Source organism: Amycolatopsis granulosa (genome assembly GCF_011758745.1).
GTDB classification, from domain to species: domain Bacteria; phylum Actinomycetota; class Actinomycetes; order Mycobacteriales; family Pseudonocardiaceae; genus Amycolatopsis_E; species Amycolatopsis_E granulosa.
On the sequence record NZ_JAANOV010000001.1, the window covers coordinates 3070267 to 3094764 of the forward strand.

General features: G+C 72.1%; 27 protein-coding genes. 11 read left to right on the forward strand and 16 right to left on the reverse strand.

Annotated elements, in window-relative coordinates; genetic code table 11:
* Positions 1-2: 2 nt before the first annotated feature.
* Positions 3-707, reverse strand: a complete 705-nt coding sequence (locus tag FHX45_RS14935; protein WP_167101564.1) for an acyl-ACP--UDP-N-acetylglucosamine O-acyltransferase family protein — start codon at positions 705-707, stop codon at positions 3-5.
* A 65-nt stretch (positions 708-772) separates the two neighbouring features.
* Between FHX45_RS14935 and FHX45_RS14940 the strand changes: the two genes are divergently transcribed.
* Both FHX45_RS14940 and FHX45_RS14945 read left to right on the forward strand, forming a co-directional pair.
* On the forward strand, positions 773-1879 hold the full coding sequence (locus FHX45_RS14940; protein WP_167101567.1) for a DegT/DnrJ/EryC1/StrS family aminotransferase: 1107 nt from the start codon (positions 773-775) through the stop codon (positions 1877-1879).
* On the forward strand, positions 1876-2910 hold the full coding sequence (locus FHX45_RS14945; RefSeq protein ID WP_167101569.1) for a Gfo/Idh/MocA family protein: 1035 nt from the start codon (positions 1876-1878) through the stop codon (positions 2908-2910). The genes FHX45_RS14940 and FHX45_RS14945 overlap by 4 nt, the downstream gene beginning before the upstream one ends.
* Here the strand turns inward: FHX45_RS14945 and FHX45_RS14950 are convergent.
* The gene (locus FHX45_RS14950; protein ID WP_167101571.1) at positions 2827-3951 is read right to left on the reverse strand and encodes an MFS transporter; all 1125 of its coding nucleotides are present in this window, start codon (positions 3949-3951) and stop codon (positions 2827-2829) included. The genes FHX45_RS14945 and FHX45_RS14950 overlap by 84 nt on opposite strands.
* A 54-nt stretch (positions 3952-4005) precedes the next feature.
* On the opposite strand from FHX45_RS14950, the gene FHX45_RS14955 reads away from it, so the two are divergent.
* A complete protein-coding gene (locus tag FHX45_RS14955) occupies positions 4006-4755 on the forward strand; it encodes an AraC family transcriptional regulator (protein WP_167101573.1) in 750 nt (249 codons plus the stop codon).
* A gap of 9 nt (positions 4756-4764) precedes the next feature.
* Here FHX45_RS14955 and FHX45_RS14960 read toward each other — a convergent pair whose 3' ends face one another.
* Genes FHX45_RS14960 through FHX45_RS14975 form a run of 4 tightly spaced genes read right to left on the reverse strand, consistent with a single transcriptional unit; the run spans position 4765 to position 8574 of the window.
* The gene (locus FHX45_RS14960) at positions 4765-5331 is read right to left on the reverse strand and encodes an acyltransferase (RefSeq protein ID WP_167101575.1); all 567 of its coding nucleotides are present in this window, start codon (positions 5329-5331) and stop codon (positions 4765-4767) included.
* The gene (locus FHX45_RS14965) at positions 5331-6542 is read right to left on the reverse strand and encodes a glycosyltransferase family 4 protein (protein ID WP_481725960.1); all 1212 of its coding nucleotides are present in this window, start codon (positions 6540-6542) and stop codon (positions 5331-5333) included. Before FHX45_RS14965 ends, FHX45_RS14960 begins: the two co-directional genes overlap by 1 nt.
* Positions 6539-7459, reverse strand: coding sequence for an NAD-dependent epimerase/dehydratase family protein (locus FHX45_RS14970; protein WP_167101577.1), 921 nt, complete (start codon positions 7457-7459; stop codon positions 6539-6541). Before FHX45_RS14970 ends, FHX45_RS14965 begins: the two co-directional genes overlap by 4 nt.
* Positions 7459-8574 (reverse strand): DegT/DnrJ/EryC1/StrS family aminotransferase, encoded by a 1116-nt coding sequence (locus FHX45_RS14975; RefSeq protein ID WP_167101579.1) that lies wholly within the window; start codon positions 8572-8574, stop codon positions 7459-7461. Before FHX45_RS14975 ends, FHX45_RS14970 begins: the two co-directional genes overlap by 1 nt.
* 93 nt (positions 8575-8667) lie before the next feature.
* Here FHX45_RS14975 and lhgO point away from each other — a divergent pair, with 93 nt between their 5' ends.
* Positions 8668-9849: an L-2-hydroxyglutarate oxidase gene (gene lhgO / locus FHX45_RS14980; protein ID WP_167108980.1), complete on the forward strand. Its 1182-nt coding sequence runs from the start codon at positions 8668-8670 to the stop codon at positions 9847-9849.
* A 72-nt stretch (positions 9850-9921) separates the two neighbouring features.
* Here lhgO and FHX45_RS14985 read toward each other — a convergent pair whose 3' ends face one another.
* A complete protein-coding gene (locus tag FHX45_RS14985; protein WP_167101581.1) occupies positions 9922-10446 on the reverse strand; it encodes a DUF3558 family protein in 525 nt (174 codons plus the stop codon).
* Positions 10447-10624: 178 nt separating this feature from the next.
* Between FHX45_RS14985 and serS the strand changes: the two genes are divergently transcribed.
* Positions 10625-11914: a serine--tRNA ligase gene (serS, locus tag FHX45_RS14990; protein WP_167101583.1), complete on the forward strand. Its 1290-nt coding sequence runs from the start codon at positions 10625-10627 to the stop codon at positions 11912-11914.
* Between the two features lie 131 nt (positions 11915-12045).
* Positions 12046-12804, forward strand: coding sequence for a DUF2382 domain-containing protein (locus tag FHX45_RS14995; protein WP_167101585.1), 759 nt, complete (start codon positions 12046-12048; stop codon positions 12802-12804).
* Positions 12805-12852: 48 nt separating this feature from the next.
* Here FHX45_RS14995 and FHX45_RS15000 read toward each other — a convergent pair whose 3' ends face one another.
* Entirely contained in the window at positions 12853-13668 is an 816-nt protein-coding gene (locus FHX45_RS15000) for an oxidoreductase (RefSeq protein WP_167101587.1), read from the reverse strand.
* Positions 13669-13704: 36 nt separating this feature from the next.
* On the opposite strand from FHX45_RS15000, the gene FHX45_RS15005 reads away from it, so the two are divergent.
* A complete protein-coding gene (locus FHX45_RS15005; RefSeq protein WP_341771466.1) occupies positions 13705-14211 on the forward strand; it encodes a MarR family winged helix-turn-helix transcriptional regulator in 507 nt (168 codons plus the stop codon).
* 8 nt (positions 14212-14219) lie between these two features.
* On the opposite strand, the gene FHX45_RS15010 is transcribed toward FHX45_RS15005, so the two are convergent.
* The 4 genes from FHX45_RS15010 to FHX45_RS15025 are packed head-to-tail and all read right to left on the reverse strand — an operon-like array spanning position 14220 to position 17432.
* The gene (locus tag FHX45_RS15010) at positions 14220-15125 is read right to left on the reverse strand and encodes a haloalkane dehalogenase (protein ID WP_167101589.1); all 906 of its coding nucleotides are present in this window, start codon (positions 15123-15125) and stop codon (positions 14220-14222) included.
* Positions 15126-15148: 23 nt separating this feature from the next.
* Positions 15149-15601: a DUF350 domain-containing protein gene (locus FHX45_RS15015; RefSeq protein ID WP_167101592.1), complete on the reverse strand. Its 453-nt coding sequence runs from the start codon at positions 15599-15601 to the stop codon at positions 15149-15151.
* A 43-nt stretch (positions 15602-15644) separates the two neighbouring features.
* Entirely contained in the window at positions 15645-16811 is a 1167-nt protein-coding gene (locus FHX45_RS15020; RefSeq protein ID WP_167101595.1) for a glutathionylspermidine synthase family protein, read from the reverse strand.
* Positions 16812-17432 (reverse strand): hypothetical protein, encoded by a 621-nt coding sequence (locus tag FHX45_RS15025; protein ID WP_243869051.1) that lies wholly within the window; start codon positions 17430-17432, stop codon positions 16812-16814.
* A 62-nt stretch (positions 17433-17494) separates the two neighbouring features.
* Here FHX45_RS15025 and FHX45_RS15030 point away from each other — a divergent pair, with 62 nt between their 5' ends.
* The 3 genes from FHX45_RS15030 (at position 17495) to FHX45_RS15040 (ending at position 20095) form a co-directional block, all read left to right on the forward strand.
* Positions 17495-18427, forward strand: a complete 933-nt coding sequence (locus FHX45_RS15030) for a septum formation family protein (protein ID WP_208405937.1) — start codon at positions 17495-17497, stop codon at positions 18425-18427.
* Positions 18428-18431: 4 nt separating this feature from the next.
* Positions 18432-18782 (forward strand): metallopeptidase family protein, encoded by a 351-nt coding sequence (locus FHX45_RS15035; RefSeq protein ID WP_167101597.1) that lies wholly within the window; start codon positions 18432-18434, stop codon positions 18780-18782.
* A 101-nt stretch (positions 18783-18883) separates the two neighbouring features.
* A complete protein-coding gene (locus FHX45_RS15040; RefSeq protein WP_167101600.1) occupies positions 18884-20095 on the forward strand; it encodes an MFS transporter in 1212 nt (403 codons plus the stop codon).
* On the opposite strand, the gene FHX45_RS15045 is transcribed toward FHX45_RS15040, so the two are convergent.
* Positions 20082-21656 carry an AMP-binding protein gene (locus FHX45_RS15045; RefSeq protein ID WP_167101603.1) on the reverse strand — a complete coding sequence of 525 codons (1575 nt, stop codon included), beginning with the start codon at positions 21654-21656 and terminating at the stop codon, positions 20082-20084. The genes FHX45_RS15040 and FHX45_RS15045 overlap by 14 nt on opposite strands.
* Before the next feature lie 95 nt (positions 21657-21751).
* On the opposite strand from FHX45_RS15045, the gene FHX45_RS15050 reads away from it, so the two are divergent.
* Positions 21752-22150, forward strand: a complete 399-nt coding sequence (locus FHX45_RS15050; RefSeq protein WP_167101606.1) for a hypothetical protein — start codon at positions 21752-21754, stop codon at positions 22148-22150.
* 8 nt (positions 22151-22158) lie between these two features.
* Here FHX45_RS15050 and FHX45_RS15055 read toward each other — a convergent pair whose 3' ends face one another.
* The 3 genes from FHX45_RS15055 to pheA all read right to left on the reverse strand — a co-directional run bounded on the left by FHX45_RS15055 (position 22159) and on the right by pheA (position 24491).
* Positions 22159-22809, reverse strand: coding sequence for a DUF4232 domain-containing protein (locus tag FHX45_RS15055; protein WP_341771467.1), 651 nt, complete (start codon positions 22807-22809; stop codon positions 22159-22161).
* 153 nt (positions 22810-22962) lie between these two features.
* Positions 22963-23580, reverse strand: a complete 618-nt coding sequence (locus FHX45_RS15060; protein ID WP_167101613.1) for a histidine phosphatase family protein — start codon at positions 23578-23580, stop codon at positions 22963-22965.
* Positions 23577-24491, reverse strand: coding sequence for a prephenate dehydratase (pheA, locus tag FHX45_RS15065; RefSeq protein WP_167101616.1), 915 nt, complete (start codon positions 24489-24491; stop codon positions 23577-23579). The genes FHX45_RS15060 and pheA overlap by 4 nt, the downstream gene beginning before the upstream one ends.
* Positions 24492-24498 lie beyond the last annotated feature (7 nt).

Genomic DNA, 24498 nt, shown 5'->3' on the forward strand with positions numbered 1-24498 from the left:
GTCTAGTCCTTCCGGTCGTTCCACGCCTGCACCAAAGTAGAGACGCCGGCGGGCAGCCGGTCCAGCAGCCCATCGGGTGGAATCGGACCGGTGCCTTTGAGCCACAGTTCGAGCCCGGCGATCTGCTCCCCGGTCAGCCCGAGCCGGGTCAGGCCGACCACGTTGAGGCCGGTCACGCGGGCCGGGTTGCCGACGGCGATGGTGAACGCGCCGACCTCGCGGCGCACCGCGGAACCCATGCCCACCATGGCTCCCGGGCCGATCCGCACGTGCTGGTGCACGACCGCGCCCATGCCCAGGTTGGCCCGCGACCAGATCGCGGTGTGGCCGCCCAGCACGACGTTCGACGCGAGGGTGACGTCGTCGCCGATCTCGCAGTCGTGCGCGACGTGACTGCCGCGGAGGTAATAGCCGTTGTCACCCAGTCGTGTGATCCGGCGGGTGCCCTGGTGGATGCTCACGTATTCGCGGATCCGGTTGCCACTGCCGATCCGGACCCCGGCACCGGCCGGGTCGTCCTCCCACGACACCGGGTGCGGGCCGGTGCGGTCCTCGGCCGGAGTGCCGATCGTGACGTGTGGACCGATCCAGTTCCCGTCCCCGATCACCAGCGGCCCGGCGAGCACGGCGTAGGGTCCGACGACGTTGCCGTCGCCGAGTTCGACACCGGGCCCGAGTACTGCAGTCGGGTGGATGCGGTTTACCACGGGAGATCCATTCGTACAGTCTTACGGACGCCTGAGTCGCACACAGTAAAGGACAGCCGCCCCGCATGATCCCCATCACCGCGGTCGACGTACGCGACGCCGAACCCCTCGTGGTCGAGGTGCTGCGATCGGGGACGCTCGCGCAGGGCCCGATGGTCGCCCGCTTCGAGGACGGCTTCGCGCGCGCCGCCGGCACCGCCCACGCGGTCGCCGTGAACAGCGGCACCACCGCGCTGGTCGCGACGCTGCAGGCGCTGGGGCTGGGCCCCGGTGACGAGGTGATCACGACGCCGTTCACGTTCGTCGCGACGCTGAACGCGATCCTGGAGACCGGCGCGACCGTCCGCTTCGCCGACATCACGCGCGAGGACTTCGCGATCGACCCGGACGCCGTGGCGGCCGCGATCACCCCGCGCACCCGCGCGATCCTGCCGGTCCACCTCTACGGCCAGACCGCGAACCTGGGCAAGCTGGTGCCGCTCGCCGAGGAGCACGGGCTGCACCTGGTCGAGGACGCGGCGCAGGCGGTGGGCGCGACCTTCGCCGGGCGGCCGGCCGGCTCGTTCGGTGTGGGCTGCTTCTCGTTGTACGCCACCAAGAACGTCACCACCGGCGAGGGCGGCGTCATCACCACCGACGACGACGATCTCGCCGACCGGTTGCGGCTGCTGCGCAACCAGGGCATGCGGTCCCGCTACGCCTACGAGCTGCCCGGGCACAACTACCGGATGTCCGAGCTGCACGCCGCCGTCGGCATCCCGCAACTGGCCAAACTGGACGAACTGGTCACCGCGCGGCGGCGCAACGCGCGTCAGCTGTCCGTCGGCCTGGCCGGGACGCCGGGCCTGGCCCTGCCGGCGGTGCTGCCCGGGCGTGAGCACGTGTGGCACCAGTACAGCGTGCTGATCGGACCGCACGCCATGCTCGCGCGCGACGAGCTGATCACCGAGCTGACCGAGCGCGGCATCGGGACCGGCGTGTACTACCCGAAGCTCGTCTTCGACCACGACTGCTTCCGCGGGCACCCGCAGATCCCGGAGGTCTCGCCCGCCGGCTTCCCGGTCGCCGCGCGGGTCGCCGACGAGGTCCTGTCCCTGCCCGTGCACCCCGCACTGTCCGAGTCCGATGTGGACACGGTGGTGCGCGAGGTCCGAGAGGCGCTCGGCGCTTGAGGTACCGGATCGCGCTGGTCGGCGCCGGCACCATGGGTGCGCTGCACGCGCGCGTGCTGTCCCGCCACGACCGGGTGGACCTGGTGCGCGTGGTTGAACCGCGAGCCGCGGCTGGGCGCGCGTGCGCGCGGCGGTACGGCACGTCCTGGACTCCCGGGCTCGGCGAGCTGTCCGATGTGGACGCGGTGGTGCTGGCGTCGGCTACCGAGACGCACCACGCGCTCGCGCTGGAGATCCTCGGCCAGGGCAAACCGCTGCTGGTGGAGAAACCGGTGGCGAACAGCCTCGCCGCGGCCGAAGAGGTCGTCGCGCTGTCCGCCACCCGGGACGTGCCGCTGATGTGCGGCTTCGTCGAGCGGTTCAACCCAGCGGTGCTGACCGCGCGGGCGCTCGCCGCGCGGCCGGTGCACCTGATGGCCCGCCGCCACGGGCCGTACGCGCCGCGCATCCGCACCGGCGTGGCGTGGGACCTGCTGGTGCACGACGTCGACATCGCCATCCAGTTCTTCGGCACCACCCCGCACCGCATCACCTCCGGTGCCGGGTACTTCCACCCGGATTCCGCGGACGGCGCGGAGGACGCGGTGGAGGCGGTGCTGTCGTTCCCGTCCGGGCTCGCGACCGTGTCCGCGTCCCGGGTCGGGCAGCGGAAGGTGCGCTCGCTGGTGATCTCCGAGCTCGACCGCCTCATCGAGCTGGACCTGATCCGCCGCGACGTCACGCTCTACCGGCACGTGTCGCACGACGCGGTCACCCCGGACGGGCTGGGCTACCGGCAGCAGGCCGTGATCGAGATCCCCGAGCTGGTGTCGGCCGCGGAACCGCTGGCCGCACAGCTCGACCACTTCCTCGCGCTGCTCGACGGACGGGCCGACCCGGATGCGGAACGGGCTTCGATCCTGCCCGCGCACCGCGTGGTCGCGACCGTGCTCGACCAGGCCGCGCGATCAGCCGGGCTCGTCCAGAGTGGACAACAGCAGCCAGCCGATCGCGGGCAGCGCGATCAGCGGGAGGAGCGCGGTGTGCAGTGAGGTGGCGTCCGCGAGCCCGCCGAGGACCGGGGCGGCCAGCCCGCCGATGCTGACGGTGAGACCCAGGGTGATGCCGCTCGCCGTGCCCATCCGCCGCGGCAGGTAGTCCTGGCCGAGCGTGACGTGCAGCGAGAAGGGCACGTACAGGCCGGCCGAGGTGCCCGCGACGAACAGGTACAGCAGCGGCCCTGGCACGAAGACGACCCCGGCGACCGAGGCGACGGTCAGCGCGTAGGACCACCGCACCACGGCGATGCGGCCGAACCGCGACGCCAGCCACCCGCCCGCGACGGTACCGGCCGCGCCGCCGACGTAGAGCACGAACAACGCGATCGTGCCGGACAGCTCGCCGCCGCCCGTCCGCTGCCGCGCGTACAGGCCGATGAACGCGCTCAACCCGACGAAGACGATCGAGCGGCACACGATCGCACCGGACAGCTTCGCGAACGAGGCCCAGTCGTCGCGGCCGGCTGCTTCCCGGGCCGTGGCACCGCCGGTGACCCGCGCACGCCGCAACGCCATCGCGCACAAGACGGCCCCGGCGAGGGCGGGCAGGACCAGCAGGGGTGACCGCGCGAGCCCGCCGGTGCCGACGACGACCGCCACGAGCAGGGGCGCGGTGGCGAACCCGACGTTGCCGCCGAGGGAGAACCAGCCCATGGCGGTGTGGCTCCCGCCGCTCACCAGCCGGGCCGCGCGGGCGGCTTCCGGGTGGTAGGCGGCGACGCCGATGCCGGACACGGCGACGGCCACCAGGGTGAGCGGGTAGGAGCGCCCGATCCCGGCGCACGCGACGCCGAGCCCGCCGACCACGACGCTGACCGGGAGCAGCCACGGCACCGGCCGCCGGTCCGCGAGCGCGCCGAACAACGGCTGCACGACCGACGACAGCAGCGACGCGGCCAGGACGACGCCGGAGACGGCGGCGTAGGTGTAGGCCCGCTCGGCGACGAGGAACGGCACCAGCGAGGCCACGGCGCCCTGGTAGACGTCCACGCACGCGTGGGCCAGGGACAGGAGGGTGATCGGCCGGGTTCGCACCGGTTCATGGTCGCCGCGGCGAGCTCTGGCGCGCTTCCGATAATCTGCCAAGTGATGACGCGAATCCGCCACATGTCGCAGGCCCCCACCCGGACCCAGGTCCTGGCCCCGGGCGAACGCATCGACGCGCACCGCCACGACGACCACCAGATCGTCTACGCCGGCTCGGGTGTCCTCGCCGTCACCACCGGCACCGGGACGTGGTTCGCGCCCGGCACCCGCGCGATCTGGATCCCCGCCGGGTGCGTGCACGCCCACCTCGCCCACGGCCGCACCGACCTGCACCTGCTCGGCCTGCCCGCGGAGGCGAACCCGCTCGGCCTCGACCGGCCTGCCGTGCTCGCCGTCAGCCCGCTGCTGCGGGAACTGGTCCTGGCCGGCACGCGTACCCCCGACGACGGCTCGCCCGAACGGCGGCGGCTGCTCGCGGTGCTGTTCGACCAGCTGCGGGCCGCACCCCAGGAACCCGCCGGGCTACCCACGCCGGCCGACCCCCGCCTGCGCGCGGTGTGCGACCTGCTGCACCGCGACTGCGCCGACCCGCGCACCCTGGCCGAGCTGGGCGCCGCCGTCGGCGCGAGCGAACGCACCCTGAGCCGCCTCTTCACGCACGACCTCGGCATGTCCTTCACCCGGTGGCGCACGCAACTGCGGCTGTACCACGCACTGCGGCTCCTGGCCGACGGCGTCGGCGTGACGTCGGTGGCGCACCGCTGCGGCTGGTCGTCGGCCAGCGCCTTCATCGACGTGTTCCGCCGCGCCTACGGCACCACGCCCGGCAGCCACCGGCGGGACCGGCCGTGACCGTCCACATCAGACGCCCTGGTCACCGGCGTTCTGCGCCCGCACCCGTGCCGCCTCGGCCCGGATGAACTCCTCGTCGTAGCGCTGGAACACGCGCGCCGGGTTGCCTGCCACCAGGCACCGGTCCGGCACGTCCTTGGCGACCACCGACATCGGCTGCACCGTGACGAAATCGCCGATCGTCACGCCCGGCATGACCACCACCAGGCTGCCGATGAAGCAGCCCTTACCGATCCGCACCGGTTTGCGCTCGATCAGGTCGCTGCCCGGGCGGTTGTCCAGCATCATGTTCGCCAGCCAGCTGGAATGGGTGAACACCAGCGCGCCGACCCCGATGCTGGTGTGCTCACCGATGCTCAGGCCGCCGCTGGCGTCCAGCGCCGCGCCCTCACCGATCCAGCAGTGCTCGCCGATCTCCAGCCGCTCCGGGCTGATGATCTTCGCCCGCTCCCGGATCCGGGTGGTCCCGGGCAGGCCGAACAGCCGGGCGCGCTCGGCGTCGTTGAGGTACTGCCCGACGAGCTCGGTCAGGATCTGCGGACGCAACCGGTTGCTGCGCTCGTCGTCGAAGAACATCAGCGGCCCACCATCTTCGCCAGCACACGCAGGTGCTCGCCCGCCACCACGTCGAGCGCGAAGTTGTTGCGCACCAACGCCTGCTGCCGGGCAGCCAGCGCCCGGCGCTTACCCGGCTCGTTCAGCAGCTCGATCACGTGCGCCGCGACAGCCGCGGCGTCATCCGGTTCGACGAGCAGGACGTTCCAGCCGTTGCGCAGTTCGAGCCCCGGGTAGTTGTCCTCGCCGACGGACGCGATGGTCGCTGTTCCGGCCGCCATCGCCTCCAGCGACGCCGTGCCGCAGCCGCCGTTGAGGTCGTGCGCCACGATGTCGGCCGCCGCCAGGTAGGAGGGCACGTCGTCCTTGGGCACCGCGCCGGTGACCAGGAACGCGTCCTCGACGCCGAGTTCCCTGGCGCGCTTGCGGAACGCGTCGTGGTAGACCCGGCCGACCACCAGCACCTTGACGTCCGGGTGCCGCTCGCGGATCGCCGGCATCGCCTCGACCAGCGGCAGCCGGTTGCGCAGCGGGATGACGTGCCCCAGCGAGACGATCAGCGGCCCGTCGATCCCGTGCTCGGCCCGGACATCCCTGCGCGGGGCGGAATCCAGGTGGTCGGTGTCGACCGCGATCGGGAAGAACTCCGCATCGGTGACGCCGTACCGTTGCGCGCAGTAGTCCAGCCCGAGCTTGTCCAGGATGACGAACCGCGGCGCGATCGAGTTCAGGACCGGCCGCACCAGGACCGCGTCCAGCAACCGGAACAGCCGGTCGTAGCGGCGCCGCTCGCTGACCAGCAGCGTGTGGATGGTCAGCAGCGACGGCAGGCCATGCTTGCGCGCGTACCGGCCGGCGAGCCAGGTGAGGTCGAAGAACTGGCCGTGCAGGTGCAGCGCGTCCGGGCGGAACTCGTCCAGCAGCCGGCGCAACCGGCGGCGGCTGTCCCGGCGCGGGGCGACGAAGCTGAGGTCGAAGTCGATCGACAGGCCGGTCTGCGGCATCTGCACCGCCGGCAGCCGCACCACGCGATAACCGTCGCGCTCCTCGGTCTCCGGCGCGTCGCCGTAGGCCGCGGTGATCGCGAGGACCTCGTGGCCCTCGGCCGCGTACCGCTGGGCCAGCGACGCGGCCATGTGCGCGCTGCCGCCCACCCGGGGCGGGAAGAAGTTGTTGACGACGGCGATCCGCATCGGCCGCTGTGCGCCCGGCCCGGCCGCGGGCGCCCTCACCGGTAGCTCGCCACGAGGTCACGCATGCCCTGCTCCACGGGGATCTCCGGCACCCAGCCGAGCACCTCGCGGGCCCGCGTGATGTCCGCGGCACGGCGCGAAACCAGCACGTCCCGCGGGTTGAACTCGGGCTCCACGTCCACCCCGACCGCGTCGATGAGGATCTTCGCCAGGGTCGCGATCGAGGTGTCCACGCCGGTGCCGATGTTGATCGGCAGGTTCGCCGTCGCCGACTCGCACGCCAGCACCACGGCGCGCGCGAGGTCGGCCACGTGCACGAAATCCATCGACTGCTCGCCGCGGCCGTCGATCACCGGCGGTTTGCCCGCCCGCAGGCGCTGGATGAAGTGGTTGATGACCGACGTGTAGTACGCCTCGATCCGCTGGCCCGGCCCGTACACGTTGAAGAACCGCAACGCGATCCAGGACAGCCCCTTCTGCCGCTGGTAGAACCGCAGCAGATCCTCGCCCGCGCGCTTGCTGATGCAGTACGGCGTGAGCGGGTCCAGCCGGTCGTCCTCGTGCATCGGCAGCCTGTCCGGCTCGCCGTACACCGATGCCGACGACGCGAAGACCAGCCGCCGCACGCCCTCGTCCGCGGCGGCGGCGAACACGTTGTGGTTGCCGGTCATGTTGATGTCGATCGACTCGTGCGGGTCGGCGATCGACTTGTTGATCGACACCGTGGCGAAGTGGATCACGTGCGTGCAGCCGCGCATCGCCTCGCGCACGGCGCCGCCGTAGCGGACGTCCGCCTCGACCAGCTCGACGTCACCGCCCGCGACGAACCCGGCGACCCGGTCGCGGTCACCGCGGGTCATGTTGTCCAGGATCCGCACCGCGTAGCCCCGCTCGGTGAGCAGCGGGATGGTGTGCCCGGCGATGAACCCGGCACCGCCGGTGAGCAGAACTCGCACTACAGCTCTCCTACGACTTCTCGGACGGATTCGACGACGCGCTCGACCTGCTCGTCGGTCAGGTCGGCGTGCATGGGCAGGGCCAGGTGCCGCCGGAACAGCTCCGCCGACACCGGCCGCGGCTCCTGCGGCCCGTACACCGGCTGGAGATGCGAGGCGTAGGTGCCGAACGTGCACTGGATCCCGCGCGCCCGCAGCTTCGCGATGGCCTCGTCGCGGCCCGACCCGAGCAGCAGCAGGTACGCCTGCCACGGGTGCTCGCGGTCGGGCAGCTCCGCCGGGACCGACACGCCGGGCAGGCCGGCGAACGCGTCGGAGTACCGCTTGGCGACCGCGCGGCGGGCCGCGAGCAGCCGCGGCAGCCGGTCCAGCTGGACGCGCAGGATCGCGGCCTGCACGTCGGAGAGCCGGAAGTTCCAGCCCAGCTCGTCGAACTCCGGGATCGTGAGCTCACCCTCGCGCGACAGGGCCGGCGCGATGCCGTAGGTGTGCAGCTTGCGGGCGTGCTCGATCAGGTCGGCGCGGTCCGAGACGAGCGCCCCGCCCTCGCCCGCGGTGATGCCCTTGCGGCCGTGGAAGGAGAACGCGGCCAGATCGGCGAGGCTGCCCGCCGGGCGGCCGCGGTAGGTCGCCCCGGCCGAGCAGGCGGCGTCCTCGAACAGCCACAGGCCGTGCCGGTCGGCGATCGCGCGGTAGGCGTCGAAGTCGCCGGGCTGCCCGGCCACGTCGACCGCCAGTATCCCGACGGTGCGGGGCGTGACCAGCGCTTCGACGGACGCGGGGTCGGCCGCGAACGAGTCGGGACGGACGTCGGCGAACACCGGCGTCGCCCCGGCCTGCCGCACCGCGTGCCCGGTGGCGGGGAAGGTGTAGTCCCCGACGATCACCTCGTCGCCCGGCCGCACCCCGAGCACCCGCAGCCCGAGGAACAGGGCGGCACCGCAGCTGCTGGTCGCGAGGGCGTGCGCGGTGCCGGTGGCGGCGGCGAAGCGCTGCTCGAACCGGCGGCAGGCCGGGCCGGCACCCGCGAGCCAGCCCGACGCGAACACCTCGGCCACGGCGGCGAGCTCTTCCTCGCCGACGGTCGGACGGCCGAGCGGGACGGGTTCGGGCATGAAACTCCTTCAGGTCGCGCCGCAGTCTAAGCAGGAGCCCCGTGACCCGAACGGGCGACGACCCGGGTTACCGGTGTATACGCTGTCCGCGTGGTGAACCGGGTTGTCGTCATCGGCGGCGGAATCATCGGCCTCGCGACCGCGTGGGAGCTGACCCGGCGCGGGTCGGCGGTGACCGTGCTGGAGAAGGAGGACCGCTGGGCCGCGCACCAGACCGGCCACAACTCCAACGTCGTGCACGCCGGCCTGTACTACAAGCCCGGCTCGGCCAAGGCGCGGATGTCCGTGGCGGGCAACCGGTCCATTGTGGAGTTCGCCCGCGAGCACGGGGTGCCGGTCGAGGTGTGCGGCAAGCTGGTGGTCGCCACCAGCGAGGCCGAACTGCCCGCGCTCGGGGTGCTGGCCGAGCGGGCCGAGGCCAACGGCGTGCCGGCGAAGCTGGTCAGCGCCGCCGAGGCCCGCGACTACGAGCCCGAGGTAGCGTGCGTGCGGGCGCTGCGGGTCGAATCCACCGGGATCATCGACTTCCCCCGGGTGTGCACGGCGCTGGTCCGCCTGCTCACCGAGCACGGCGCCGACCTGCGGCTGGGCACCGCCGCGCTGGGCATCCGGCCGGGCCCGACGGGCGGTGTGGAGGTCGCGACCGGTGACGCGGTGTTGCGCGCCGACGCGCTGGTCAACTGCGCCGGCCTCCAGGCCGACCGGGTCGCGGAACTCGCCGGGCTGCGGCCGAGCGCGCGGATCGTGCCGTTCCGCGGCGAGTACTACGAGCTGCGGCCCGAGCGGCGGCACCTGGTGCGCGGTCTCATCTACCCGGTGCCCGACCCGGCGCTGCCGTTCCTCGGCGTGCACCTGACCCGCATGCTCGACGGCAGCGTGCACGCCGGGCCGAACGCGGTGCTGGCGCTGCGGCGGGAGGGCTACCGCTGGCGGGACGTGTCACCGGCGGACCTCCTCGACGTCGCCCGGTTCCCCGGCTCGTGGCGGCTGGCGCGGAAGTGGGCCTACCCGACCGGGCTGGACGAGGTTCGGCGGTCGCTGTCGAAGCGCCGGTTCGCGGCCGGCCTGGCGCGGCTGGTGCCCGCGGTCGGCCCGGACGACATCGTGCGGCACGGCTCCGGGGTGCGCGCCCAGGCGCTGCGCCCGGACGGTTCGCTGGTCGACGACTTCCTCATCGAAACCGCGCCGCACCAGGTGCACGTCCTCAACGCCCCCTCCCCCGGCGCCACGTGCGCCCTGGAGATCGCGAAGTACGTGGCCGACCAGGTCGATTGACCCGCCGCCCCCACCCCCAGCAGCCAGCCAACCGCCACGAGCGGCCGACACGACGCGCCTGACGGGACGGGGTCAGCGTTGCGGCAGGTGCCCGGCCACGACGGGCGCGGCGCGTTCGGCCACCACGCACGACTTGCTCTCGTCCAGCAGGTTCTGGCCGGTGACCACGACGAACTCCTGCTCGCCGAGCTTGACGGCCAGGTTGCACAGCCAGTCACCCATCACCGAGGAGTAGCGCTGCCACGTGATGCCGCCCAGGTGCTCCTCCCCGGCCGGCTGCGTGGCGAAGTACTCCTCCATCGTCTGGCCGGTGCCGTAGTACGCCTGCAGCGAGTCGTCCAGACTGGCGTCCGGATCGAGCGGCCGCCAGTCGCAGCCCGCCGGCACCCGCTGCTTCGGGTTGGCCGGGATCGGGGTGCCCGCGCCCAGGCCCAGCGAGGCGGCCTCGTCGATGGTGAGCAGCGTGCACGGATCGGTCGAGGCCGCCGGCGTCACCGTCACCCGGCCGGGGGCCGGCTGCGGGGTTCCGCCGACCGTGGCGGTGCACGCGCTGACCAGCGCGGCCGTGGCCACCGCGACGGGGATCCACCACCTCACTGAAAGCCTCCCGTGCGGTTCCACCCGCGCGGTGACGCGCGGCGTGCTCGGTTGTCGCACGCCGAACCTAGCCTGGCGCCCGCGGGCGCGGAGAGGCCGCCGACCGGGTAGGGCGAAAGTCGCTGGTCGGGCTCGTTACGCTGGAGCGCATCCCTACCGGCTCGCACCTGGAGTACCGATGCACGACCCCCGCCAGCTGCTCGACCCCGAGGTGGACGCGGCCGCCAAGCTGCGCCGCCGCGGGTATGTGCTCGACACCGACCACCTGAGCAAACTGGTGAGCAGGCGGTCCTCCGTGATCAGCGAGGGCGACCAGGCGCGCGCGGAGTCGAAGAAGGCCGCGGCCGAGGTCGGCGCCGCCGCGAAGCGCGGTGCGGATGTCACCGAGCTGCGTGAGCGCGCCCGCGAGCTGAAGAACCGGATCACCCGGCTCGAGGAGGAGCAGCGCGAGGTCGAGGCCGAGCTGCACGAGTTCCTGCTCGGTATCCCGAACCTCCCGCTCGACGAGATCCCGGACGGCGCGACCGAGGAGTTCGCCGAGGAGGTCCGCCGCGTCGGCACCCCGCCGGAGTTCGGCTTCGAGCCGCTGGACCACGTCGACCTCGGCGAGCGTGCCGGCATCCTCGACCTCACGCGGGCGACCAAGCTGTCCGGTCCGCGGTTCGCGGTGTTCAAGGGCGCCGGATCGCGCCTGCAACGCGCGCTGGCGCAGTTCTTCCTCGACATCCACACCGGCGAGCACGGCTACACCGAGTTCAGCCTGCCCGCGCTGGTCACCCGGCAGACCATGACCGGCACCGGTCAGCTGCCGAAGTTCGAGGAGGACCTGTTCCGCACCGGCGTGGCCGACCGGGAACTGTTCCTCATCCCGACCGCCGAGGTACCGCTGGTCAACCTGCACGCCGGGGAGATCCTGCCGCTGGAGGAGCTGCCGCTGCGGTACACCGCGCACACCCCGTGCTTCCGCTCCGAGGCCGGCTCGTACGGCAAGGACACCCGGGGCCTGATCCGGCAGCACGAGTTCTCCAAGGTCGAGCTGGTGCAGTTCGTCGAGGAGGAACGTTCGCGCGCGGCGCTGGACGAGATCCTGTCGCACGCCGAGGCGCCGCTGCAGCGGCTCGGGCTGCCGTACCGGGTCATCAAGCTCGCGGCGGGCGACACCGGTTTCTCCGCGCAGATCACGTTCGACGTCGAGGTGTGGCTGCCGAGCCAGGGCACCTACCGGGAGATCTCCAGCGCGTCGGACACCGGCACCTTCCAGGCGCGCCGGGCCGGGATCCGCGGCAAGGGCAAGGACGGCAAGCGTGCGCAGATCGCCACGCTGAACGCATCCGGCCTGCCGATCGGCCGCACCCTGGTGGCCGTGCTGGAGAACAACCAGCAGGCCGACGGGTCGATCCGGATCCCGGAGGCGCTGGTGCCCTACACCCGCTTCGAGGTCATCAACCCGGACGGCACCACCGCCTGAACCGGGCCGGCCGTCCACGTTGGACAACTTCGCGGCCCCTCACGTGAGTGACGCCCGATGGTGTCAGTTTCGCGCCCCCGTAAGACCGTCTACACCCATGGCGGCTCTAAAAAACGCGGAAGGAGCGAGCCATGACTGGCACCATGCGTCCGGAAGAGCTCATGGAGAACGCGGTGGTGGACTCCCACGGCCGCAAGATCGGGAAGGTCGGCACGGTCTACGTCGCCGACGACACGCAGCAGCCGGAGTGGGTCACCGTCCGCACCGGGATGTTCGGGCACAAGGAGAGTTTCGTGCCCCTCCAGGGCGCGACGATGCACCGCGACGGGCTGCACGTGCAGGTCACCAAGGAAAAGGTCTCCGAGGCGCCGCAGACGGAAGGCGACCGGCACCTGTCCGAGCAGGAGAGCGCCGAGCTGTACCGGTTCTACGACATGCCGGCGCCGCGCGGCAGCCAGGAGAACCGCGGCCGGGGTGAACGCACCAAGCCGCAGCAGCCGCAGCAGCAGACGACCCGCGGCGGCGAGTCGATGACCCGCTCGGAGGAGCGGCTCAACGTCGGTACGGAGCGCGTCGAGACCGGCCGGGTGCGGCTGCGCAAGTACACCGTCACCGAGGAGCAGCACGTCAAGGTGCCGGTGACGCACGAAGAGGTGCGGGTGGAGCGCGAGCCGATCACCGAAGGCGACCGCACCGGCGCGCGGATCGCCGACGAGGAGCAGGAGATCACCCTGCACGAGGAGCGGCCGAAGGTGGAGAAGGAGACCGTGCCGGTCGAAAAGGTGCGGCTGGACAAGGAAACCGTCCGCGACGAGCAGACCGTCTCCGGCGAGGTGCGCAAGGAGCGCGTCGAGGTGGACGACGACACCAAGCGGCGCAAGAACCGCTGACCTGCCCCCCGATGTGGCGTCGCGCGGACGCCACATCGGGCACGCCGGTCACGCGAACCGGGTGTCGAGGGAGATCGCCTCCCAGCGGTCGAGGTCAGCGAGCTGAGCGGTGAGCTTTTCGCGGATGCGGGTGACCGCCTCCGGTCCCAGCGGCAGCCGCAGCGGCGAATCCACGTCCCGCACCGCCCGGATGATCGCCTCCGCGGCGCGCGCCGGGTCGTTCGGCTGCTTGCCGTCCTGCTCGGCGAACCGCGCTCGCAGCGCACCGGCCGGTGTCCCGGCGTAGTCGTCGATCGGGTCGGCGTAGCGCATCGAGCGGCCCGCGAAGTCCGTGCGGAACGGGCCGGGTTCCACGATCGTGACCCGGATGCCCAGTGGCGCGACCTCACCAGCGAGCGCCTCGGACATCCCTTCCAGCGCGAACTTCGAGGTCGCGTACGCCGTGTGGCCGGGGTTGCCGACCACCCCGCCCACCGACGAGAGCTGCACGATGTGTCCGGAGCGCCGTGCCCGCATGTGCGGCAGCACCGCCCGCGTCACCGCCGCCGCGCCGAAGACGTTCGTCTCCAGCACGGCGCGGAACTGCTCTTCCGACAGTTCCTCCAGCGCGCCGACCAGCCCGTGCCCGGCGTTGTTCACCAGGACGTCGATCCGGCCGAACTCGGCCACCGCGGTGTCCACCGCCGCGTCGATCGACGCCCGGTCGGTGACGTCCAGCCGCACCGGTGAACCCAGCCCGGCCACGGCGCCGGCGTCCCGCGCGGTCGCCACCACCCGGTCACCCCGGTCGAGCACCGCTTCGGCGAGCACCCGCCCGAACCCGCTGCTCGCCCCCGTGATCATCCAGACCTGATAGTTTGACATGCAAGTCAAACTATCTTGAGCATCAAGGGGTGTCGAGTGGATTCGGTGACCGCGGAGCTGAGCGGGTGGATCGCGCAGATGCCCGGCGACGTCGACCCGGGTGTCGAGGGGGCACGGCAGCGGATCGGCCGGCTGTCGCGGCAGTTCGCGCGAGTGCTGGACCGGGCGGCGGCCGAGCACGGCATGACGGTTGGCGACTGGGAGGCGCTGTCGGTCCTGCGCCGGACCAGCCCGGTGTGCACCCCGAAACAGCTGGCCGCGGCGTTGAACCTGACTTCGGGCACGGTCAGCGTGCGGCTCGACCGGCTGATGCGCGCCGGGCTGGTCGAGCAGGTCGCCGCCGCCGACGGCCGCAGCCGCCCGGTGCGGCTCACCCGGAAGGGTCACGCCCGCTGGCGTGCCGCGACGGCCGCCCGCACCCGCTACGAGCGGGAGCTGTTCGACGGCGTGGACCTCGCCGCCCTGAACTCGCTGCTGGCGCAGCTCCTGGCTCGCTTCGAGACCGAGTTCGGCCTCGTCTCCGGGCACGACCAGGTGGGGTAGCGGACCCCTCAGCCGGTGACGAACCCGGCGATGACGCGGCCCAGTTCCGCGCCCTGGTCCTCCTGCAGGAAGTGCCCGGCGTTCGCCAGGGTCCGGTGGTCCTGACCCGCGGCGCCTCTCATGGCGCGTTGCAGAACCGGCGCCATCGGGCCCGTGATGGGGTCGCTGTCGCCGAACGCGCACAGGAACGGGATGTCCAGTTCGGACAGTGTGGCCCAGGCACGGCGGTTCGCCTCGCTCGCCGGGTCGTCCGGCCGCGTCGGCACGAGCCCGGGCATCGCGCGTGGACCGGCCTTGTACAGCTCGTTCGGGAACGGCGCGTCGTACGCGGCCCGCTCCGCCTCGCTCAGCGTGGTCCGGCAACCGGACTGCACGAAACGGCCGATGTCGAGCACCGGCGCTTTCCGGACCGCGTCGTGGAAGGCCCACCATTCGCGTGGCATGTCCTGGTCGCCGGTGGGCAGTCCGGTGTTGGCCGCGACCACGCGCGCGAACCGGTCCGGGTTCTCCGCGACCACGCGCAACCCGATCAGGCCGCCCCAGTCCTGCCCGACCAGGGTGATGTCCCGCAGGTCGAGCGCGTCGAGGGCGAACGCGCGGATCCACTCGACGTGCCGCGCATAGGTGTGGTCGGCGACGTCGACGGGCTTGTCGGAGCGGCCGAAGCCGATCAGGTCCGGTGCGATCGCCCGGATGCCGGCGGCGGCCAGCACGGGCAGCACCTTGCGGTAGAGGAACGACCAGCTGGGCTCGCCGTGCAGGAGCAGCACGACGGGGCCGTCGAACGGGCCGGCCTCGACGTAGGAGATCCGGACGATGCCGTCGTGCTCGCTCTCCAGGTCGGCGTAGAGCGGCGGGTGGTCGAAGTCGGGGAGGTCGGTGAACCGGTCTTCGGGAGTCCTCAGCAGGCGCACACACCCACCCTAGGGGCTCGCCGTCAGCTGATCGAGACCGCGACGACGAGGCCGAGCGCCAGGTGCGCGGCCGCAACCACGATGCTGGCCGGGGCGAACACCTCGCTCTCGATCGTGCCGCGCACGTCGATCCGGGTCGACCATTCCAGCAGCCGCACCGCGAGCACCTGCACCACGATGCCGAGCAGGCCGTAAACCAGCGACGTGACCAGGCCCTCGGTCAGGTCGCTGGCCGAGTTGAAGATCGCGACGACCACGATGAACGCCATCGACAGCATCCCGGACGCGGTGACGACCACCGCGTTCGGGAGCCCGCGCCGCACCAGGTCGGACAGCTTGCCGGGTGTGGTCCAGTCGATCGCGTAGAAGCCGACCAGCATCAGCAGCAGCCCGATGACGCCGTACAGCAGGATCGCGCCGATCCCGCGCACGAGATCGGATCCGAACGTGCCGGACAGCGCGAGGGTCGAGGTCACGGGGTCTCCCAGATCGGTGATGGACTTGCTCGCGGGTGGTTTATCACGTTTGCGGGATGCGGTGTGGGACGAACGCGGCACCGTCGTCGGTGACGAGACCGGCGGTTTCGCGGATGCCCAGACCGGCCGCGTTGTCCCCGACGATCCACGCGCCCAGCGCCGGGCGGAACCCGTCGAACTCGGGCAGCGGGTCGAACGCCTGGTAGACGTAGCCTTCGGCGCCGTAGACGCCGCCCGTCTCGGTCTCGTACCCGGGCGCGACGATCTGCACGTTCGCGCCCTCGCGGCCCAGCTTCGGCTTGCGCACGTACTCGGTGAGGATGCCGGGCTGGTCGGCGAACGCGGGCAGCAGGTTCGGGTGGCCCGGGTAGTTCTCCCAGAGGATCGCCAGCAGCGTCTTGTTGGACAGCAGCATCTTCCACAGCGGCTCGATCCACAGCGTCCGCGGCAGCGACTCGGCGGCGAAGCGGCCGAACTCCTCCTCGACCACCCATTCCCACGGGTAGAGCTTGACCACGGTGTTCATCGGCGCCTCTTCGAGGTCGACGAACCGGTGGAGCACCGGGTCCCAGCCGATCTCCTCGATCGCCAGCCCCACCGTGTCCAGGCCGGCCTCGGCGGCGGTCTCCTGCAGGTAGGACGTCGTGATGTGGTCCTCGCCGGTGGGGTCGGCGCTGGACCAGGTGAAGTACAGCTCGTTGGTGGGCAGCTGCCCGCGGATCTCCTGCCAGCGTTCGACCAGCCGCTCGTGCACCGAGTTCCACTGGTCGTCGTCCGGGAACACCGCGGTCTTCCAGTGCCACTGCAACACCGACGCCTCGAGCAGCGAGGTCGGCGTGTCGGCGTTGTACTCGAGCAGCTTCGCCGGGCCGCGGCCGTCGTAGCGCAGGTCGAAGCGGCCGTAGACGTGCGGGTCGCGGCGCTTCCACGACTCCGCGATGTGCGGCCACACCCATTCCGGGATGCCGAACTCGCGGTAGCGCTCGGTCAGCACCACGTTGTCGACGGCCTCCAGGCACATCGAGTGCAGCAGCTCGACGTCGGCCTCCAGGCTGAGCACCTCGTCCATCTCCAGGACGTAGTGCACCGACTCGTCCCAGTACGGCCGCTCGTGGCCGGAGCCGTAGCGGGCCGGGGTGCCGAACACCAGGCCCTGCTCCTCGACGATGCGCTGCCAGTCCCGCCGCGGCTGGGCGGTCCCCCTTCGCACCTAGGATCCCCCGCTCTTCCCGCCACCGCCGCTGGTCTTGCCGCTGATGCCGAAACCGCCGCGCTGGACGGTCTTGCCGGAGCTGGTCTTGACCGTGGTGTTGCCGGACGGCTTGGTGTAGGTGCCGCCGGACACGGGCTGGCCGATCGCGCCGGTGCCGCCGTAGTTGTAGCGGTACTGCCGGTAACCGCCGCCGTTGGGGAGCGGGATGAACCAGAACCCGGTGGCCGAGTTGTAGTACCCGCCGTGGCTGGTGGCGTAGCTGTCGTCGCAGTACTCGTCGGGCTGGACCGTGTTGCCGCCGTCGGTGCAGACGGCGTTGACCGTCTCCCCGGTGCCCGCGACGTACCAGGTCGCCACCACGGCGACCAGGCCGACCGTCACGCCACTGCCGATCAGCACCTTGCGGCGCGTGGCGGCCTTGCGCGTCGCCTCGGCGTGCGCCTGCTTCGCGGCGGCCACCCTGCGGTCGTGTTCCTCCTCCGCCTTGCGCCGAGCGCGTTGCTCGGCCAGCGTCGGTTCGCGTGGTGTGGTCGTCGACGGGTCCTGGAACCGCATCGAGCCACGCGGGGGCTGTTCTTCCGGGGGCTCTGCGGCGCCCGGCGCACCGTCTTCTGTCATCGCGCTAACCCTAACCACCCGAGGGGTGTCCCGTCCCGCAGACGCAGGCATTATGGGACCCGATGCTGGGACATGGAGTGGAAAAGATCACGCTGCGCACCCGCCTGATCATGGCGGGTGCGTTTCTGGGCGCGATCCTGGCGCTGTCGCTCAACGTCGCCTTCTCGTGGGGCGGCCCGGTCAGCGGCGGCGGGAAGCCCGACGAGTCCCCGGCGGCGAAGGCGGCGTTCACCGCGGCGCCCGGCAGTTGCGTCACCTGGACCGTCCCGGACATCTCGGACATCCGCGTCGTCCCGTGCGCCCAGCCGCACCTGTACGAGGTGACGGGAGTGGTGAACATCGGCGACAAGTACCCGCCGAACGCGCCCGCGCCGACGGTGGACCAGTGGCGGGACATCGCGCTGGAGCGGTGCACCGCCGGGGTGGAGAGCTACCTGCACCAGCCCCTCGACCCGTTCGGCCGGTTCACGGTGAGCGCGTTGCGCCCGGGCAACGACGAATGGGCCGACGGCCACCGCGAGATGCGATGCGTGCTGCAGTGGGCCGCGCCGGGCGGCAAGCTGGAGCCGATCACCGGCGCGGCGGCGGGCCAGTCGCAGTCGGCGGTGTGGGAGCCCGGCACCTGCCTGGCGCTGGCCGACAAGACGGTCGGCAACCCGATCGACTGCACCCAGCCGCACTCGTACGAGATCGTCGCGACGCTGGACCTGAAGACGAAGTTCACCGGTGGCTACCCACCCCAGTCCGACCAGAAGACCTGGCTGGACACCGAGTGCAACAAGGCGGTTCAGGACTACGCGGGACAGATCGACCTGGCCGCGCAGAAGCTGATCCTCACCTGGGACACCCGGGAGCAGGAGAGCTGGGCCGCCGGGTCGACGCTGGTGAACTGCAAGGTCGGCGCGAAGCTCCCGGACGCGAGCGGCCTCGCGCCGGTGACCGGCAGCATCCGCAAGGCGGGCACGCCCGCCCCGTCGTCGCGCCCGGGCGGGTAGTGGCGTGCCGGTGGAGATGTCGCGGACCCGGTTCGAGGAACTGGTCGCCGACGCGCTGGACGCGGTGCCGGAGGAACTGGCCGGCGCCATGGACAACGTGGTCGTGCTGGTGGAGGACCACAACGAGGAGGCGCCGGACATCCTGGGCCTGTACCACGGCGTGGCGCTGACCGAGCGGACCAGCGACTACGGCGGCGTGCTGCCCGACCGGATCTCCATCTACCGCACGCCGATCCTGCGGATGTGCGACAGCGAGGAGCAGGTGGTGGAGGAAGTGCTGATCACGGTGGTGCACGAGATCGCCCACCACTTCGGCATCGACGACAGCCGGCTGCACGACCTGGGCTGGGGCTGACCCGGCGGACGCCGTCGGGGATACTGATCAACTCGCTTTTCCTGGCCGGCTCGTGGCAGCATCGGAAGCACTGGGGAATCGGAACACCACCGAGGGTGATCATGGCGGACCGGCGGCTGACCTGGCTGCTGTCGGCCAATGCGGTGGGCAACCTCGCCGACGGCATCGGCAAGGTGGCCTTCCCGCTGCTGGCCGCGACGCTCACGCGCGATCCGGTGCTGATCGGCGCCCTGTCGGCGACCCAGTTCCTGCCGTGGTTGCTCTTCGGCGTGTTCGCCGGGACCCTCGCCGACCGGGTGGACCGCAGGCACGCGGTGATCCTCGCCAACGCGTCGCGCGCGGTGGTCGTCGGCCTGACCGCCGTGCTCGTGGTCACCGGGACGGTGTCGATCTGGCTGGTCTACGTCGCCGCGTTGCTGCTGGGCGTGGCGGAGACCGTCGCGGAGAGCGCGGGCAACGCGATGATCCCCGCGCTGGCCCCGCCGGCCCAGCTGGAGAGCGCGAACAGCAAGTTCCAGGCCGCGGAGATCCTCGGCCAGACGTTCCTCGGCGGGCCGGTCGGCAGCCTCACCTTCGCGGCGTTCGCCGCGTTCCCGTTCCTGCTGAACTCGGCGGGGTTCGCGATCGCCGCCGCGCTCCTGATCGGGCTGGCCGGCAGCTTCCGGCCGAAGGCGCCCGCCGAACCGACCCGGTTGCGCACCGATCTGCTCAGCGGGCTGAAGTGGCTGGTCCGCCACCCGGTGCTGGGCCGGCTGGTGATCATCGCCGGGCTGATCAGCTTCGCGAGCGAGATGGCGCAGGCGCAGCTGGTGCTGTACGCGCTGCAGGACCTGCACCTGAGCGACGCCGCGTTCGGGTTGTTCACCTTCGTCGGCGGCATCGGCGGACTGCTCGGCGCCGCCGGCGCGGCGCGGCTGGTGCGGCGGGCCGGGCGGCGGCCGGTGCTGGTGGCCGGCATCTTCGCGGGCGGCCTCGGGTTCGGCGCCATGGGCTTCGTGCACCAGCCGATCGCCTCGGCCGCCCTGTTCGGGCTGTTCGCGGCGGCGGTGGTGACGGTGAACGTGGTCCTGGCGACCGCCCGCCACACGCTCGTGCCCAGCGAGCTGCTGGGCCGTGTGCTCGGCGTGTGGCGGACGGTCGTGTGGGGCTCGATCCCCCTCGGCGCCCTGGTCGGCGGCGCGTTCACCCAGCTGCTCGGCAGCGCGAGCGCCACGTTCGCGCTGTCCGGCGCCGCGCAGGTCGCGCTGGCCGTGCTCGCCGCGCTGATGCTGCGGCGGTTCTCGATCGACCGGGAGGCGGTCAGTTCTTCCTGAGCAGGAACCGTTGCAGCTTGCCGCTCGGGGTCTTCGGCAGCTCGTCGACGAAGTGCACCTGACGCGGGTAGGCGTGCGCCGCGTACTTCGTCTTCACCAGCTGCTGCAACTCGGTGACCAGCGCCTCGCCCGGTTCCGCGCCCGGCCGGAGGACGACGAACGCGGCCAGCACCTCGCCGCGCAGCTCGTCGGGCAGGCCCACCACGGCCGCCTCGGCGACGGCGTCGTGCTGCAGCAGCACGCTCTCCACCTCGAACGGCCCGATCCGGTAGCCGGCCATCAGGATGACGTCGTCGTCGCGGGACGCGAAGGTGAAGTAGCCGTCCGGCGACTTCGTCGCGACGTCACCGGTCAGGTACCAGCGGCCGTCGGCGGAGAACCGCTCCGCGGTGCGGTCGGGCGCGTCACGGTAGCCGGTGAACCACATCAGCGGGCTCTCCTGCAGGTCGATCGCCACCCGGCCCTGTTCACCGGGCGCGGCGACCTCGTCGGCGTCCGGGCGCAGCACCTCGGCCCGCCACCCGGGCAGCGCCCGGCCCATCGAACCGGGCCGCAGCTCGCCGTGCACGTCCGGGTGCCAGCCGTTCGCGATCACCATGCCCAGCTCGGTCTGGCCGTAGTGGTCCCGGATGGGCACCCCGAACACCTTCTCGGCCCACTCGATGACGTCCGGGTTCAGCGGTTCCCCGGCCGACGAGCAGTGCCGCAGCCGCAACCCGTCCGGCACGGGCACGTCCGCGTTGCGCAGGGCCCGGTACACCGTGGGTCCCGCGGTGAAGTTGGTGACGCCGAACCGCTCCAGCACCGAGTAGGTCAGTTCCGGCGCGAACCCGGCGTGCAGGAGCAGGCTGCGCTGCCCGAGCGCGAGCGGGGCGATCACCGCGTAGTAGAGGCCGTAGGCCCAGCCCGGGTCGGCCGCGTTCCAGAACACGTCCTCGGGCCGCTGGTCCAGGCCGTACTCCTGGTACATGCGGAACGCGGCGAGCGCCCTGGCCCGGATCGGCACGCCCTTGGGCGCCCCGGTGGTCCCGGACGTGAACAGCTCGACGATCGTCCCGTCACCGCCGACGGCCACCGGCTCCGGCTGCGGGTCCGCGCGCAGCAGGTCGGCGAACGCCAGGTCGTCGCCGCTCGCCTCGCCGGTGACGATCACCCGCCGCTCGCCGGGTACCTGGTCGAGCTTCGCGCGCTGGTTCGGGTCGGTGATCACGACCCGCACGCCACCGACGCGCGTCTCGATGGCGGGCGGCGCGAACGCGGTGAACAGCGGCACCTGTACCGCGCCGAGCCGCCAGATACCCAGGACCGCGACGACGAAGTCCGCCGACTTCGCCATCAGCGTGGCGACCCGGTCGCCACGCCCGATACCCAGCTCCGCCAAGGCGGTGGCGAAGCGGGCGGAGGCGTCCCGCAGTTCGCCGAAGGTGAGGTCCCGGCTGGTCAGGTCGGACTCGACGACGGTGAACGCCACGTCGCCGTCCGGGTGGTCGTCACACAGCAGCCGCGCCACGCAGGCGTCCGGCCGGTCGTAGCGGGACAGCAGGTCCGCGATGCTCGTCATGCCCGTATGTTTCCCGCCGAGCGGCGCAGCTGCCACCCCCGGATGGGGGCCGATCGGCGTCTGGTGCGCGCGCCGGGTCGGTGCTGCAATGTCCTATGCGGATCAGCGAGGAGCCGCTGGCGGGGCGCCGCCGCCTGGTACTGGCGGCCGTCGCCGGGTTCGCGGTGGGCGCCGGGCTGATCGGGGTGCTGTGGGCGTCGACGACCGCGGTGAGCGGCCCGACCGCGGACGCGAAGGCGGCGTGCGCGGCCCTGGACCGGGCGCAGCCACTGCCCTCGACCCGCGTGGACCGGGGCTCGCTCGACCCCGCCGTGCTGCAGCACGTCATGGCGGCCGACGACCTCGCCGCGGCGGCCGCCGACCTCAGCGCGACCTACCACGACCTCGCCGACCACATCGACGGCGTGCGCCGGATGGTGCTCAGCCTCAACTTCGCCGACCCCAACGGCCGCCACCACCTGGCGCAGGCGCAGGCCATCTGCGGCACGATCTGAGCGGCACGCTACTGGCCGCCGCTGCCCTTCTGGATGGTCTTGACGGTGAGCTGGTCGCCGGGGATCTTGTCGCTCGCGCAGCCGGTGGTCTGCAGCGGGACGAACACCGACGCCGTCTCCTGGGGCGGGTAGACGCGCAGACCTCGCACCATCTGCGGCTGGCAGGTCACCGTGTCGTAGTTCTGCACGTTGACGAACCCGACCTCGGCGTAGCCGCTGTCCCCGTTGTTCAGCGTGAACGGACCGCCCTTGTCGCCCTGCCGGACCGCGGCCGGGCCGACCTGGTGCCCGTCCTCGCCGGCGACGTACGAGACACCCGGGAAGCCCTGGATGACGCAGGGGTGGTTGCTGACGTTGGTGAAGATCAGCGGGCGGTACACCGTGCCGGCACCGGCGTCACCGTGTCCCAGGCTCAGCTTGAGCTCACTCGACTTGCACAGCGCCTCGCCGGTCTTCGTGCTGGCCGCCGTATCCGGCTGGGTCGTCGCGGTCGGCGCCGAGGCGGACGGGCTGCTCGACGAGGTGGGATCGGACGTGGTGGGCGGGGCCGGCTGCGGTTGCGCGTCGTTCGTGCCGGTGGTCCCGCAGCCGGCGAGAACCGCCACCAGCGCCGCCGTCGTCACACCCAGCCCGATGCGTGGAGAAGTCGCTCGAACCACGATCCTTCGCCTCCCTGTGCCGCTCGGAGCACTACCCGGAGGACGTGCGGCGCACACCCGCGGTTGCGCCCCGGCACGCCCTGTCCCGACCATCCGCCGCCACATGGGGTGAAACTACAACAACACAGCGTCCGCGACCGGGTGGCACGTCCCCTACATGGGCATTCCCACCCAGCTCAGGCACTGCCAGCCGCCGTCCGCGGCGGGCTCCAGCTCCACGATGCCGGTGTTCGGGATCAGCCCCTGATCAGCGAGCTGGGGACCCACGTTCGGCGCCAGCCATTCGGCGCCGAGCCGGATCAGGCCGCCGTGCGAGACCAGCACCACGACTCCCGCCGATCGGGTGAAATCGTGCCGCTCGGCGAGCCGGGCGATGGCGGTGGTGAACCGCTCCCGGGCCTGCTCGCCGCTCTCCCCGCCGGGCATGGCGACGTGCAGCTCACCCCGGGTCCAGCTGCGCGCCACGCTCAAGTACTGCTCGAGCGCGCCGGGGTCGTTGCGGCCCTCCAGGTCGCCGACCACGATCTCGTGCACGCCGGCGACGGGCTCGACCTGGAGGCCGAGCGCCTGCGCGAGCGGGGCGGCGGTCTGCTGCGCCCGCGTGGCGTGCGAGGCGTAAACCGCCTCCACCGGCTCGGTCGCGAGCTTCTCCGCCAGCTGGCGGGCCTGCTCGTGGCCCAGCTCGGTCAGCGACGGCCCGGGCAGGGCGGTGTCCAGCTTGTTGGCGATGTTGGCCGGGGTCTGCCCGTGCCGGACCAGGTACAGCTTCACGCCTGTTCCCCTCTCTGCACCGCGGCGACCCACGCGGCGGCCTCGGTGAAGTCCTCGTTGCGGGCGACCGGGTCGATCGTCGCCGGCACTTGGTCGGCGCGGGCGAACGAGCCGAGGAACCGGACGTCGCGGCAGCGGCGGCGCAGCGCGGCGAGCGCGTCGGCGATGCGCGGCTCGGTGGCGTGGCCCTCGAAGTCGATGAAGAACCGGTACTCGCCGAAGTTCTGCTTGTTCGGCCGGGCGTCCAGGCGCGTCAGGTTGATGCCGCGCGTCGCGAGTTCGGTGAGCAGCTCGGCCAGCGCGCCGGTGCGGTTCACCGCCGCGGCCACGAGCGAGGTCCGGTCGGCGCCCGTCGGTTCCGGCAGCGTCACCGGGGGTTTGCGCATCAGCAGGAAGCGCGTGCGGGCGTCGGAGACGTCGGCGACCCCGGTCGCGAGCACCTTGAGCGGGTAGTGCTCGACGGCCACCGGCGCGGTCACGGCCGCGTCGAATTCCCCGGCCTGCACGGCGACCGCGGCCGCGGCGGTGGAACCGGCGGCCACCGCGCGGGCGTCCGGCAGGTTGTCCGCCAGCCACTGCCGCACCTGCGCCAGCGCGTGCGGATGGCTCGCCACGGTGCGGATTTCGTCCACGTCGTCGCGCGTGAGGATGCTGAAGTGCACTGGCAGCAACGCTTCCGCGACACCGATCAGCGGTTCGCCGACGGCGAGGCTGTCCAGCGTCGCGGGAACCGCGCCCTCCACGGAGTTCTCCACCGGCACGCACGCGGCGTCGGCGGCACCCCGCCGGACGGCGTTCAACGCCTCCGGGATCGTGGCGGCGGCGACGAGTTCGTCCTGCGCCGTGGTGAAAGTGCGGGCCGCCTGCTCGGTGAACGTCCCGACCGGCCCGAAATATGCGATCCGTGACACGCGGACA

Excerpts from the sequence above, each read along its gene's own strand:
- FHX45_RS15025 (WP_243869051.1), bottom strand. The coding sequence starts at position 17,432 with ATGACAGAAGACGGTGCGCCGGGCGCCGCAGAGCCCCCGGAAGAACAG.
- FHX45_RS14940 (WP_167101567.1), top strand. The coding sequence starts at position 773 with ATGATCCCCATCACCGCGGTCGACGTACGCGACGCCGAACCCCTCGTG.
- serS (WP_167101583.1), top strand. The coding sequence starts at position 10,625 with ATGCACGACCCCCGCCAGCTGCTCGACCCCGAGGTGGACGCGGCCGCC.
- FHX45_RS15050 (WP_167101606.1), top strand. The coding sequence starts at position 21,752 with ATGCGGATCAGCGAGGAGCCGCTGGCGGGGCGCCGCCGCCTGGTACTG.
- FHX45_RS14955 (WP_167101573.1), top strand. The coding sequence starts at position 4,006 with ATGACGCGAATCCGCCACATGTCGCAGGCCCCCACCCGGACCCAGGTC.
- FHX45_RS15000 (WP_167101587.1), bottom strand. The coding sequence starts at position 13,668 with ATGTCAAACTATCAGGTCTGGATGATCACGGGGGCGAGCAGCGGGTTC.
- FHX45_RS15030 (WP_208405937.1), top strand. The coding sequence starts at position 17,495 with ATGCTGGGACATGGAGTGGAAAAGATCACGCTGCGCACCCGCCTGATC.
- FHX45_RS14995 (WP_167101585.1), top strand. The coding sequence starts at position 12,046 with ATGACTGGCACCATGCGTCCGGAAGAGCTCATGGAGAACGCGGTGGTG.
- FHX45_RS15040 (WP_167101600.1), top strand. The coding sequence starts at position 18,884 with ATGGCGGACCGGCGGCTGACCTGGCTGCTGTCGGCCAATGCGGTGGGC.
- FHX45_RS14960 (WP_167101575.1), bottom strand. The coding sequence starts at position 5,331 with ATGTTCTTCGACGACGAGCGCAGCAACCGGTTGCGTCCGCAGATCCTG.
- FHX45_RS15045 (WP_167101603.1), bottom strand. The coding sequence starts at position 21,656 with ATGACGAGCATCGCGGACCTGCTGTCCCGCTACGACCGGCCGGACGCC.
- FHX45_RS14975 (WP_167101579.1), bottom strand. The coding sequence starts at position 8,574 with ATGCCCGAACCCGTCCCGCTCGGCCGTCCGACCGTCGGCGAGGAAGAG.